The sequence below is a fragment of the Halomonas sp. TG39a genome (genome assembly GCF_000744395.1).
GTDB lineage: Bacteria > Pseudomonadota > Gammaproteobacteria > Pseudomonadales > Halomonadaceae > Vreelandella > Vreelandella ventosae_B.
The window spans coordinates 2788761-2801808 of the sequence record NZ_JQLV01000001.1; the positions used below are offsets into that span (position 1 = coordinate 2788761).

The following is a 13048-nucleotide window of genomic DNA, read 5'->3' on the forward strand; positions in this document are numbered from 1 at the left end:
AGGCAATTAATCGGCTAAGCCGGCTTCAAAATCTTTTTCAGATACCACCCAGTACGCATCTTCAGTCAACAGGTACTGAATAATGATGGCGCGCTCACCACGCACCAGCGCTGAGTCGCTTCGCACTTGCAAAATAAGATGGTCACCATCGATATGCGCATCGGCGCGGCCTTTCTCTTTTGTCACCTCTCCCGAGCGAACCGTGCATTGCTTACCTGTCAAACGCTGTTCAATAGGCAGGTGCTGAGCGGGGCGAAAAAGGGGCCGCATAGGGCGAATCAGCAAGGACGTGATAATAGTGGCGACAACAAAACCTAATATCAGCACGACGCCATTAAACACCCACAGCAACAGGCCTGGGTTTAGGTGTGTTCCTAGCAACAGCATTGCGAAATAGCTAAACAGCCAGCCGGTTAATGCCAGCAGCGTAATCACTAGCGGCAGGGGAACGCCGTGCAAGCCCAGCGTTGCCAGTAAACCGCCCAATGCCAGCGAACCTCCTTCGCCAACATCACCCTCGACTACGTCGCTATCGACTAAACCCGATAGCGAAACTAACCAGTAAAGAACGGCGACACTTAGCAGTACTGTAAAGATGACGGTAGGAAAGCTGGCAATAATCGAAATAAATAGAGGCATGCGCCTGAAACCCAGTAAGGCTAAACATAAGCGCCATCAATAGTGAATGCCGCCATGAGTCATCACCCTTTTTTCATTTTGCTGAGAAAGGGCTCTTATATAAAAAAAAGTCTTCACCCGACGCTATTTATTGCTCGGGACTTTAGCGCGGTTAGCGAAGCCAAGAAAACCTACAGTATTTCCTAGCAAAATCAATTCAGTCAGCGGTTTTTAAGAGATCTCTTACAAAACCAATAGCGAATGTCTTACAAAATCCAATTTTCTCGCCATGCGCACCGGGGATAGCTTACTCTGTGCCTATCAGCTATCGTTGATTGATTTACCCACTGCTAACAACTCATCTCCTTGGTACGCATCAACCAAATGTGACTGCTGCCAAAGCCTTGCTACCAGTTCCTGAATAAAGGTTCGCACGATAAGGGATGGCCTGCGCCCCGCCCGAGTAACGACACAAAACGGCGACGCGATTTCGACCTGATCTGGCAGCAGCGCTTTGAGCTCGCCCCGCTCCACCCAGTGGTTGGCATAGTAGCGGGGCAAATTACCGATAAAGTGGCCGCTCAATATCAGCAGAGCCTGGGCTTCCATATTGGAGGCATGGGCGCCCACCTGGGCATTGGGAAAACTCTTAAGCTCTTGCAGGTTGGCATAGGGCCGCACCACAAAGGGGTGATTGATCACTTCTTCTATCGTTAGCTGATCGCTATCACGGGCAAACAACGGATGCCGTTTTGCGCAATAGATTCCATGCACTTCGGTGTAAACCTGACGATGCTGCAGGCCTTCAATTTGTGCCATTTCCGGTAAGATGCCGAGCTGTACTTCACCATTGGCAATCTCACCAATCAGGCGATCAGGACTGCCTACCGTAATGTTGAGACGCGCTTTAGGGTTCTTGCGCAGAAATTCGCCAATCACCCCCTGCAGATCAAGATCCACATCCATAATGGTGTTATCGACAACACCTAAACGCAGCGTGCCGTAAACGGAGCTGCGCAGCTCGCTCATCTCGCTATCAAAATCATCAACGGAGGCAAGCAACACCTTGGCACGCTCATACACCATTGTGCCCCGCTCAGTGAGCTCAAACCCCTGCCGCCCTCGTCGGCATACAGTGAAGCCTACCCGCTCTTCAAGTGCCCGGATATGAAAGCTCACAGCGGACTGGCTCATATGCAGCGCCGTTTGCGCGCCCGCAAAACCGCGATGCTCAGTCACGGCAAGGAATACAGAGAGGCTTTTAAGATCAGCAGCTGAGAGTTTCATTAGAGTGCTCTACGTTAGTGCAATTCACATCAATAAAACGGGTACGAACATCGAAAGATAGCAGTTTTATTGTTGCATAACGCCTGCTTTACTCAAGGGGTTGTTGTTCAACGGGCCTTCGCCTTTTGATTCGAGTATCACCACCCCGAGGAGCATCCCCATGCAACGCATCCCGACGATTACCGCAGGCCTCTTACTTGGCGTTAGCTTCGCCTCTACTGCGCACAGTGATTTGCTTGACGATATTCGCTCAGACGGCACTTTTACTGTCGGCACTGAAGCGCGCTTCGCCCCGTTTGAATACATTGAAGAGGGTGAGATTGTCGGCTACTCCGCCGATATCATGGAATACATCATGCCCGAGCTTGAGGGGGTCGAGCTGATCCGTATGGATCTTCCCTGGCAAGGTATTCTGCCGGGCCTTGAGCGCGAGCGCTTTGATTACGTGATCACCTCGGTCACCGCCACACCTGAGCGCATGGAGCGGTATCACCTCAGCGCACCGATTGCCGATGCCACTATGGCAATTCTAAAACGCGCGGGCGAAGAGGGTATCAACTCACCTGAGGATATCGCCGGCAAGGTAGCCGCCGCTCAAGCGGGTTCTGCTCAACTTGAGGCGCTAGAAGCATTGGCCGCCGAGCTTGAGGAAGCGGGCACCCCCGTTGAAGATATCCGCACTTACACAGGCGTTGACGAAGCCTACGCCGAGCTGGGTACCGGCCGCGTTGATGTGGTGATTAACAGCCTGCCCAATTTGCTCGAAGCCGAGCGCACCCGCCCCGAGGTATTTGAAGTGGTCGGCACCTTTGGTGACCCGGTTTACTTTAGTTGGGCAGGGCGTAATGACGAAGAGAGCGCCTCGCTAAATGCCTTTATGGATGAGCAAATTCAACGCCTCAATGAAGACGGCACTCTGGAAGAGCTACAAGAGAAATGGTTCGGCGGCCCGATGGATCTGCCTTTAGAACTGCCAGCGGCCGAGTAACACGCCGCGCAGTTCGCTAAGACGATTCTCTTCTCTCTAAGGGTGCACCATGTTTGAGATTTTACTCAACCACTACCCTGTGCTGCTTAAGGGCTTGACCACCACCTTGGTGGTCTCGCTTTGCGCCATCGCACTGGGCTTGGTATTAGGCGTGTTGCTGGCCTTTGGCTTAACCAGTCGCTACCGCCTGGTGCGCTGGCCCTGTGGGCTTTACCGCAGCTTTTGGCGTGGCACCCCCATCTTGCTGCAACTACTGCTGGTCTACTATTTGCTGCCCGAGATAGGCATTGAGATCGCGCCTATTTCAGCCGCCATTTTGACCTTAACGCTGAATACCACCGCCTTTCAGGCAGAAATTTTCCGCAGTGGCATCAGCCATATTCCCGCTGGGCAAATCGAAGCAGCGCGTATGGCGGGTATCTCCGCATGGCAAACCCGCAGGCGCATTATCATGCCCCAGGTGTTTCGTCTTACCTTGCCGCCGTTAACCAACGAGATCATTACCATTCTCAAAAATTCATCGCTGATCTCGGTGATTGCGGTTACTGAGCTAATGCGGGTGAGCGAGCAAATCGCTTCGCGCACTTTTCAGCCACTGGAAACCTATCTTGCCGCTGCCGTGCTTTATCTTGCCGTCAATCTTGTGCTGGCACGAATCAGCGCTTACTTAGAACGCCGCATGGCCGGCGGCCTAGCCACCGAATAGGGGAGTGTCCGCTATGTTAGATATTGCCCTGCTATGGGAAGCACGTGGCCTGATTCTGCAAGGCTTGTGGAATACGCTATGGATCTGTTTTTTAGGCTGCCTGCTGGCACTTTCGCTCGGTCTGGTACTCGCAGCGCTACGCTTAGCTAACCCACGCCTTTTCGGTTACCCGGTGGCCTGTTATGTGGAGGTTTGCCGCGGCACGCCGCTGCTGATCCTGCTGTTTTTACTTTATTACGGTGGCCCCAGTATTGGCCTGCGGTTGGATGCCGAGATTGCTGGAGTCGCCGGCATTGGCTTGTATGGCGCAGGATACTTTGCGGAAATTTATCGTGGTGGCTTCAAGTCGATTGCTAAAGGCCAACTTGAGGCAGCACGCATGCTGGGGATCTCCCCTTGGCACACGCTAATTCGTATTCAGATTCCCCAAATGGCTCGTTTAATCATTCCTCCGAGTACCAACCAGCTGATTATTTTGGTGAAAGAGTCCGCCCTGATCTCAATCATCTCAGTGGACGACCTCACCAAAAACGCTACCACCATCGTTAACCAAACCTTTCAGGTGATCGAGCCCTATCTGGCGGTCGCCCTACTCTATTGGTTAATGATCGAACTCATCGCCCGGGGAGGCTATGCGCTGGAAAAACGCTTAGCCAATCGTCAACCGCGCCAAGCTGCCCAACCAGGAGCGACCCATGCCAACGGCTGAAACACACTTGCCCGCATCCTCTTCCCGTCAAAAAGCGATGGTTGAAGCACACGGCATCAGCAAACAGTTCGGCGACTTGGAAGTGCTGACCAACATCGACTTCAGCCTTACGCCGTCCGAGGTGGTCTGCGTCATTGGCCCTTCCGGTTCCGGCAAATCAACGCTGCTGCGCTGCCTGGCATTTTTAGAGCCCTACGATCACGGCAGCGTCTACATCGACGGCCAGCTGTTGGGCTATGAAGACCGCGGCGGTAAACGCGTTCGTACCAGTGAAAAGCGCGTCGATGAAGTGCGCGCCCCGGTGGGCATGGTGTTCCAACACTTTCATCTCTGGCCCCATCGTACCGCGCTGGAGAACGTCACCGAAGCGCTGCGCTTGGTGAATGGCCTGTCACGCCAAGATGCAGACATTGAAGGCATGGCTATGCTCGAGCAGGTTGGGCTTGCCGATCGCGCGGGTCACTTTCCTGAGAGCCTTTCCGGTGGCCAGAAACAACGTGTGGCCATCGCCCGGGCGCTCGCTATGAAACCCCGAGTGATGTTCTTTGATGAACCCACCTCGGCGCTTGACCCAGAACTAGTGGGCGAAGTGCTTGATGTAATGAAAACGCTGGCCAGCGACGGCATGACCATGGTGATCGTTACCCACGAAATGGGCTTCGCCGCCAAAGTGGCCGACCGAGTGATCTTTATGGATCAAGGCCGGGTAGTCGAAAGCGGCCCGCCCGCCACGCTGTTTCGCCAGCCGAAAAGCGAGCGCCTGCAACAGTTTTTGAATACCTGGCGCGAGCGCCATATTGACTGATTCGACTTACATGTACCGATTAGCTAACACCACGACAACACACCTGGAGATTCAAATGAGTACTGACACACGCTTTGACCACGCTCGCATTGAGCAACTGCCGCGCAGTAACAGCGAGCCCTGCGGTCACAACCACAGCTTAGACAACCCCATCTCCCCTGATGGCACGCCAGTGCTCGGCGAGCGCTACGAAGTTGCTGCCCGTGGCGGGCGAGCGGTACGCTTAAAAGCAGGGCAAACCATCCGCATTATTAACACCCATGGCACTCAAGTGTGCGACACCTGGGCGTTTAGCACCGATAACACCAACGAGTTCATGTCCTGGGAACACGGGCGCGCCTGGTTGAGCGCGCTGATTCCCCAGGTAGGCGATCCGCTAATCAGTAACCGCCGCCGCCCGATCATGACCCTCACAGCTGATACCTCGCCGGGTATTCACGACACGTTAATGGCGGCCTGCGACCTGTTCCGATATATGACCCTGGGTGTCGAGGGCTATCATGATAGCTGCGCCGACAACCTGCGCTTAGCCATGAAGGCGATTGGCGTTGACACCCCCGAGGTGCCCCAGCCGCTCAATCTATGGATGAATATTCCCGTTAATGAGCAGATGAAAGTCGACTGGTGCCCGCCGGTGTCTAACGCTGGCGACTATGTTGAACTACGCGCCGAGATGGACTGTATTGTGGTCATGTCCGCCTGCCCACAGGACATAATCCCTATCAACGGAGCGGACTGTGTGCCTGTCGAGTTGCATTTCGAAGTTTACGAATAACAAACACCTGTGGAGAGCCTGATGCAGAGCCACACCAATCACCCTACCGATGGATCCCCCACAGATCTGGCGTCAATCGCCGCTGCGGTAAAACCGGCGCGTTTAGCTAATGACTTGGCAACGGCAGCCCAATTTGGCGCTCGCTCGGATGGCGGTGTGGCACGCCTCGCGCTTGATGACAGCGATACCCGCGCGAGGCTATGGCTGATTGAGCAGGCCAGTGCCTTAGGTGCAAAGGCGAGCGTTGATGCCATCGGCAACGTGTTTCTCGACATTCCCGGCAGCGACCCTGAGCTTGAGCCCGTCGTCACCGGCAGCCATTTGGATAGCCAACCCGCGGGGGGAAAGTACGATGGTGCGCTGGGTGTGCTGGCAGGCCTTGAAGCGCTGCGCGCGCTTAACGACATTGGTTTTACCCCACGCCGACCGTTATCACTGGTCAGCTGGACAAATGAAGAAGGCGCACGCTTCTCGCCGGGCACTTCAGGCTCAGCGGTCTTTTGTGGTGTACGCAGCCTGGATGAAACGCGCTTGATTGAAGATAGCGACGGCGTCAGCCTGGGAAGTGCATTAGACACCTGCTTGGCGGAGCTTGACGCCGCAGGTGTGCCACGCCGCCCATTGGCAACGCCCATGCACGCCTTCCTGGAACTACATATTGAGCAAGGCCCAATATTGGAGCGTGCAGGTGCTGCAGTGGGCGTGGTTGAAGGTATTCAGGGCGTTAGTTGGTTTGAAGTCACGATAACGGGCAGCGCCAACCACGCAGGCACTACCCCGCGTGCCATGCGTCGCGATGCATTTGAAGGCGCCTGCGCGTTAGCAACAGCGCTCAGGGAAGCCGCGAGAGATGACGAAGACCGGGTGCGCTTTACCATCGGCAAGTTCACCGTTAGTCCTGGCTCGGTGAACACCATTCCTGACCACGTCTCCTTCAGCATTGATTTACGCCACCCAGAAGCGCTAACGCTCAAAGCGCTGGAAGCCGAATTCAATAAGCTCGCTCAGCAGAACTGGGCAGGTTGCCGTGCAACGCTGACACCGCTCTCGCGGGTTGAGCCGGTCGCGTTTCCCGAAACACTTACCGCCCTACTAGATGACGCCGCCCAGGAGTTAGACATTAGCGCACCGCACTTGGTATCCGGTGCCTTTCACGACGCTATTCACCTTGCCAACCACTGCCCAACGGCGATGCTGTTTGTGCCCTGCCGCGACGGTCTTAGCCACCATCCAGATGAGCATACCGAGCTCGCCGATGCCGTGGCAGGCACGCAACTGTTAGCCGCCAGTTTGGCCAGCCTAACCCGATAAGGAGAGCAACATGACCAAGGGCACCGACGGCACTCGCCACAATGCCGCCACTGGCGAAAGCTACCTACCGCACCAAGAACCACGCTATCGCGAAATAGCCAGCTTTTTGCGTGCGCCGCTCGCCGACTCCTTAGCGGAACTTGATATTGCCCTGGTCGGCATTCCGTTTGATGGCGGCGTGAGTAATCGCCCCGGTACCCGCCACGGCCCGCGGGAGATTCGCAACCAGTCAAGCATGATGCGCAGCCTGCACCATGTCACCCGGCTGGACCCGTTTGCCCAGGCACGTATTGCCGACATTGGGGATGTGCGCTTTTCGTCGATCTACGACCTTAAGCAGGTCTCTGATGATATTGCCGCTTATTACTCAGCCATTCACCGAGCAGGCATTATTCCGCTAAGCGCCGGGGGCGACCACTCCATCACCTACCCCATCCTGCGCGGCTTGGCAGCCGATGGCCCGGTAGGCTTGATTCATATCGATGCTCATACCGACACCTGGGACGAGTTTCAGGGCTCCAAATTTCACCACGGCGGCCCCTTCCGGCTCGCCTGCGAAGAGGGCCTTATCGACCCCAAACGCACGGTGCAAATTGGCATTCGCGGCGCCCAAAACACCACCCAAGGCTGGGACTACTCCGATGCCAGTGGCATGCGGGTGATGTTTATGGAGGAAGTGGATACGCTTGGCATTGAAGCGACGGTCGCCGAAGCACGCCGCGTTGTAGGCAGTGGCCCAGTATATCTATCCTTCGATATCGACAGCATCGACCCCGCCTTCGCCCCTGGCACCGGCACCCCTGAAGTAGGTGGCCTCACCAGCCTGCAAGCACTTCAACTAGTGCGCGGCTTTCGAGGTTTACCGCTTATCGGCGCCGATGTAGTGGAAGTCTCCCCACCCTTCGACCCCAGCGGTAACACGGCCCTGCTTGGCGCTACCGTTATGTACGAGCTGCTGTGTTTGATGGCAGAGCAGGTAGGCAATGAGAGGCAATAAACTTACCAATGGTTGATAAGGAGTCGTCTACACGGGTGTTATCCATTAGGATTAATGCGATGAGTCATTTCAACCCCGTCCGGAGATGCGCCCATGCAGCTTTCCACCTGGTTGCTTTTTGTTGCCGTGGCACTGGTCAGCATTGCCAGCCCCGGGCCCGCTTTTCTAGTCGCGGTGCGCAACGGCATGGCAGGAGGAGCCAAGCGCGTAGCGCTTTCGTCGCTGGGAAATATTACTGGCCTACTCATACTGGCCAGTGCAGCAGTCTTGGGGCTGGGGGTGGTGTTGAACGCCTCGGAAGTGCTGTTCAACCTGCTTAAACTGGGCGGCGCAGCCTACTTGATCTACCTGGGCATTCGTCAGTGGCGGAGCAAGACCTCCCTTGCGGTCGCTACCATAGCGACTAAACCAACCCCCAGGTGGCGTACCGTTAGTGAAGGCGCATTGGTAGCCGTGAGCAACCCAAAAGCGATCCTGTTTTTTACCGCCCTGTTTCCGCAATTCTTGGATAAACAGCGTGCCTTGCTTCCCCAATTCTCGATTATGGTGGGCACCTTTATGGCGCTCTCCTTCGCCGTTTTAATGCTATATGGTGGGCTAGCGAAACACCTCTCCCGTTGGCTAAGCAGTGCATCACGGGTGAAGTGGGTTAATCGCATTATGGGCAGTGCTTTTATCGGATTGGGTGTCTCTATTTTGCGTTTACGGCAGCCGGTATAGTTGACTTTATATGATTAACCGTTTCTCCCTCTTTCTTTAAGGATGTGATGACTACGCTAACTAAAATCAATCCACCACCAATCATCTGTACCGCTGAGAGAGATTCATTGAGCCATATAACTGCAAATATAGCTCCGAATAAAGGCTCACTCCCCATTAACAGAGATACTCTTGTGGGAGACGTCTTACGCACTGCATAATTTTGCACATAGAAAGCAAAAAGAGTACAAAATACCACTAAATACGCCATTATCAACCAGAAGCTTAGAGAAGTAGGTATCGCAAAATCTGAAAAAGGCCGAGAAATAAACACTAACAAAATTGAGACAGTGGCAACCACCAATGACTGAATGGCAGTTAAGGTGGATGTTGTTATTGCTTTCCCTTCCACAATGCGCTTGGTCAATGTAACCATCAAAGCCCGCAGTAGCGCCGCCATTAAAATAAAGTAGTCCCCTTTATTTAAATCCAGAGTGGATCCCTCTGAACTTGTTAGCAAAAGAACACCTAATACGCTTACTAGTGTCATTACTAACAGAGCGTTCGTTATCCGTCTCTTGTTAATAATTAGCTCCGCAAAAGCAGTCAAAATCACTGACAAACTGATTAGAAAAGCGGCATTAGACGCAGACGTATGGAAGACACCATAAACTTCGCAGAAAAAAATTGCCGATAGTACAGTACCTGTCGGAATAGCAACTTTCCAGTCATCGTTTAACCCGCAGCGAAAGTCTCTAATAATGACTGGCAACATACATAAAAATGTAATCGAAAATCGAATCGATATAAAAAGCAATACACTTGTATAAATCAATGCATCTTTTGTCAACCCATAACTGGTTCCCCAGAAAATTGCAACCATCAACAACATTACCTCTGTCAATGGAATTTTTAATAATTTCTTATTCAAAGCACTCACAACCGTAGTCATTCTATTACTCCTCACGTTTAAATGCGATCACAAGAACATCTCGATATGCGACATCCTCTAAATCAATAGGCTTTATAGATGAAACTTGATGCATTGTTTTTTCATCATCGGCCATAACAATATCTAATGACTCACTTAACAAAACCTCTTCGAGAAAAATTTTATTTTGGTCGGTAATCTTAGTAGTTCCACCGGATATGTTGTGTCTACATACCATCAAGGATGCAATAAAGGTAACACCATCTCGATGCAGCCCTTCAGGAGTTGGCTGCCCTGTCTCAAGTTCATTTGCAATGATTCGGTAAGGGTGCAAACGTACATTCCAATTTCGAGATTCTTTTTCTACTGCATCGTAAATATCTGCCAATAAAATCAGGATATTAACCAACAAAGGACAGTTAATAAAATCATCTTGTAATGGTTCAAAATTACGCTCAACATCACCATTTAAGGAATTAACATCTGATGATTGAACGTAAGCTTCATGTGGCAACTTAAAAAGAAAATTTTTATTAGGGAGGCTCTGAAAAAGTCTCTGCCTTCAGCGATAATACGAACATCGTCAACTGCATAGGGTTCAGTGCTGCCATGGATCAGATCACCTTCTCCGAAGCCGAGTACCAGAACAAAAAGCGAAAGACTCGCCGCGAACTCTTTCTGGAGCGGATGGACAAGCTGATCCCCTGGACGCAGCTGGAGAAGAAGGTAGCCCGTTATTACCCCAAGGGCGAGAGCGGGCGGCCTCCGTATCCATTGTCTGCCATGCTTCGAGTTCACTGTATGCAGTTGTTCTACAACTTGAGCGATCCGTCAATGGAAGATGCTCTCTACGAGATCGAGTCCATGAGGCATTTCGCCGGTTTGAAGCTAGACCGATTGCCGGACGAAACGACGATTCTCAAGTTTCGTCATTTTCTAGAACGACACAGCCTTGGCAAGGTGCTGTTCCAGGAAGTGAACAAACACCTGACGAAAAACGGCCTAATGTTGCGCGAAGGCAGCATTGTTGATGCCACTATCATTTCTGCGCCTAGTTCTACCAAAAACAAACATGGCAAGCGCGATCCGGAGATGCACCAGACTAAAAAAGGTGGCTCCTGGCACTTTGGTATGAAAATGCACATAGGTGTCGACGACAAACTTGGGTTGATTCACAGCATCGACACCACGGCTGCTAATGTGCATGACATTGTGCCTGCCGATAAGCTGCTTCACGGTGAAGAGCAGCGCGTCTTCGGTGATGCCGGTTACCTGGGCATTCAAAAGCGAGACGAGCTCCATCACCGCTGCGACGTCTCTTGGTATATTGCCAGACGGCCTGGCACGCGAAAGAAGTTGGATGCCAAGCAACAGAAAGTCGAAAAGATCAAAGCCAGCATCCGAGCCAAGGTGGAGCACCCTTTTCGGTACATCAAGCAAGTCTTTGGTTATGGCAAGGTTCGCTATCGTGGTCTTGCTAAAAACACCCAGCGCCTGCACCTGCTGGCGGCGTTCAGCAACCTGCTGATCAGTGAAAAATACCTGTGGGAATAGGGCTATTGCGCCCGTTTTCCGCTTAATGAGCGGTTAACGGGCAAAAAATGCACAAAGAACGGGAAAATAGTGCCTAAATTTGCAATTTTTTATCAGCTCAAGTGAGCGTTGACGAATATCGGTAATTATTCAGACCTTCCTTAGCTAATTTTGAAAATTGTCCATAACGGCGATAGCGATATTGACCTCCATCCGCCATATAACGATCACGGACTAAGTAGTCCCAGTGTCTTTTAAACTCAAAAACCTCTTTTTCTTTGGCATCGACAATTTTAGCTATCTGCCCGCCTGAAACAAAAGAATAATTTTTATTTGAAAGACTTCCAGCCAATTCAGCAACAACTTTCTTATCATTTTCAAGGAAATGCATGCTATTTACCTTAGGCAAAATCAGTTAACTTAAAACCACTATTACTAAAATTCACACAACGTTCTTCCGTAGTCATAATCTCCCAACCATCTCTATCCCTTATATACTTAGGGTTTTCGGCAACAATACTATTAGCTAAAGCTTGCCCTCGAGAAAGTTTAAACTTCACACTTCCCGTTATTTCTTTAGCGGCACTAGAAATAAAAGCGTAACTAGCTTTTTGCAACATACTATCCCACCGACCTTCGACAGCTTCCTGAGTCCATAAGTCATTATGCATCGCTTTAATTTTCAAAAGATCAGTAGGAAGAATAGAAATTTCTAGCAACTTATAAGCTTTCATTAAAATAGTTGCCGCAGGAGCTTCACGAACTTCTAGCACTTTTTCATCTTCTTCAAGATGATCAAACCCTATGTAACGACCAATTTCATAAGATCCTACATGAGTGTTAATAAAATCAACCATATCTACTATATCAAAAGGCAATCCATTTATACTTTTTGGACAGCCATTTTCAAAAGAAACTTTAATTTCATTATTCAACAAATGAAACTCTGGATTCCATATAGACCATATAAACAAAGACTCTGGCACATCAAAATTTTCAGGATCATCCAAAACTCCCGATTCAAATTCTCTGCACCATAAGTTTGAGTCACCACTAGCAACTCTACTTTCAAAACCCTTCAATCCTGATTTCACAAGTGCGCTTTTTTTACTCTCTCTAGACAAAGCACTAAACTGATATGGTGAACCATAAAAGCCTTTAAAATCACTTTTACCCAAGGCTCCATTCAAACGTCGCAAGCTGTTTTGAGATTGGTTAGCTGTATGAATGATTGCATCGCAACCTAATTCATTGGCAAGCTCTACAGCTTTTTGAATTAAAATAGGCCTGGACAATGAAGAGCTGACTGGATAATCCCCAAAGTAATAAGCTTGTGATTGAATCGCTCGCACCAAACTCTGTTCAGCAAAATCTTTTTTCGCATCAACTATTTTCAATTCAACATCATAATGACGAGCTATCATATATAACTCGTCTTCATCAACAGTATCGCCAACATCAACCACCAAAGCCGTTACTTTCGCACTAACTCCTTTTAAGGACTCTAAAACATATGTACTATCTAAACCGCCACTAAACAAAGTCAAAATATGCTGAACTTTATTTGACATCTCATACAAATCACCAAGGCTTTGTATTTTTTTCATTTTTGACCCCTTCCCGACCTCATCCATTGACAAGACAAGTATCCGTACGTAACTTAAAAACAACAATACGTGAAAAATGCAA

The 13048-nt window shown here is 50.8% G+C and carries 14 protein-coding genes and 1 pseudogene; 9 read left to right on the plus strand and 6 right to left on the minus strand.

Annotation, left to right across the window (positions count from 1 at the left end; all coding sequences use genetic code 11):
* Positions 1 to 6 precede the first annotated feature (6 nt).
* The gene (locus U738_RS12440) at positions 7 to 639 is read right to left on the minus strand and encodes a hypothetical protein (protein WP_035580933.1); all 633 of its coding nucleotides are present in this window, start codon (positions 637 to 639) and stop codon (positions 7 to 9) included.
* 300 nt (positions 640 to 939) lie between these two features.
* Positions 940 to 1905, minus strand: a complete 966-nt coding sequence (locus U738_RS12445; protein WP_050713041.1) for a LysR family transcriptional regulator — start codon at positions 1903 to 1905, stop codon at positions 940 to 942.
* Between the two features lie 160 nt (positions 1906 to 2065).
* On the opposite strand from U738_RS12445, the gene U738_RS12450 reads away from it, so the two are divergent.
* The 8 genes from U738_RS12450 (at position 2066) to U738_RS12485 (ending at position 8916) form a co-directional block, all read left to right on the plus strand.
* Positions 2066 to 2893, plus strand: coding sequence for a transporter substrate-binding domain-containing protein (locus U738_RS12450; RefSeq protein ID WP_035580936.1), 828 nt, complete (start codon positions 2066 to 2068; stop codon positions 2891 to 2893).
* A 49-nt stretch (positions 2894 to 2942) separates the two neighbouring features.
* Positions 2943 to 3599, plus strand: a complete 657-nt coding sequence (locus U738_RS12455) for an amino acid ABC transporter permease (protein WP_035580938.1) — start codon at positions 2943 to 2945, stop codon at positions 3597 to 3599.
* A 13-nt stretch (positions 3600 to 3612) separates the two neighbouring features.
* On the plus strand, positions 3613 to 4308 hold the full coding sequence (locus U738_RS12460) for an amino acid ABC transporter permease (protein WP_035580940.1): 696 nt from the start codon (positions 3613 to 3615) through the stop codon (positions 4306 to 4308).
* Positions 4295 to 5113 carry an amino acid ABC transporter ATP-binding protein gene (locus U738_RS12465; RefSeq protein WP_269449322.1) on the plus strand — a complete coding sequence of 273 codons (819 nt, stop codon included), beginning with the start codon at positions 4295 to 4297 and terminating at the stop codon, positions 5111 to 5113. Before U738_RS12460 ends, U738_RS12465 begins: the two co-directional genes overlap by 14 nt.
* A gap of 55 nt (positions 5114 to 5168) precedes the next feature.
* Positions 5169 to 5888, plus strand: a complete 720-nt coding sequence (locus U738_RS12470; RefSeq protein WP_050713039.1) for a DUF1989 domain-containing protein — start codon at positions 5169 to 5171, stop codon at positions 5886 to 5888.
* A gap of 21 nt (positions 5889 to 5909) precedes the next feature.
* Positions 5910 to 7199: a M20 family metallo-hydrolase gene (locus tag U738_RS12475; RefSeq protein WP_035580942.1), complete on the plus strand. Its 1290-nt coding sequence runs from the start codon at positions 5910 to 5912 to the stop codon at positions 7197 to 7199.
* Positions 7200 to 7209: 10 nt separating this feature from the next.
* A complete protein-coding gene (gene speB, locus U738_RS12480; protein ID WP_035580944.1) occupies positions 7210 to 8196 on the plus strand; it encodes an agmatinase in 987 nt (328 codons plus the stop codon).
* A 93-nt stretch (positions 8197 to 8289) separates the two neighbouring features.
* Positions 8290 to 8916, plus strand: coding sequence for a LysE family translocator (locus tag U738_RS12485; protein WP_035580946.1), 627 nt, complete (start codon positions 8290 to 8292; stop codon positions 8914 to 8916).
* On the opposite strand, the gene U738_RS12490 is transcribed toward U738_RS12485, so the two are convergent.
* Positions 8888 to 9847 (minus strand): DMT family transporter, encoded by a 960-nt coding sequence (locus tag U738_RS12490; RefSeq protein WP_051912769.1) that lies wholly within the window; start codon positions 9845 to 9847, stop codon positions 8888 to 8890. The two genes, U738_RS12485 and U738_RS12490, sit on opposite strands and share 29 nt — an antisense overlap.
* A gap of 4 nt (positions 9848 to 9851) precedes the next feature.
* Positions 9852 to 10343, minus strand: a pseudogene (locus tag U738_RS12495) (2OG-Fe dioxygenase family protein); the annotation flags it as partial.
* Positions 10344 to 10435: 92 nt separating this feature from the next.
* On the opposite strand from U738_RS12495, the gene U738_RS12500 reads away from it, so the two are divergent.
* Complete coding sequence (locus tag U738_RS12500; RefSeq protein WP_035576486.1) at positions 10436 to 11380, plus strand: IS5 family transposase; 945 nt, start codon at positions 10436 to 10438, stop codon at positions 11378 to 11380.
* Positions 11381 to 11477: 97 nt separating this feature from the next.
* Here U738_RS12500 and U738_RS12505 read toward each other — a convergent pair whose 3' ends face one another.
* Positions 11478 to 11750, minus strand: coding sequence for a 2OG-Fe dioxygenase family protein (locus U738_RS12505; RefSeq protein WP_035580950.1), 273 nt, complete (start codon positions 11748 to 11750; stop codon positions 11478 to 11480).
* 10 nt (positions 11751 to 11760) lie between these two features.
* Positions 11761 to 12966, minus strand: a complete 1206-nt coding sequence (locus tag U738_RS12510; protein WP_035580952.1) for an argininosuccinate synthase-related protein — start codon at positions 12964 to 12966, stop codon at positions 11761 to 11763.
* Positions 12967 to 13048 lie beyond the last annotated feature (82 nt).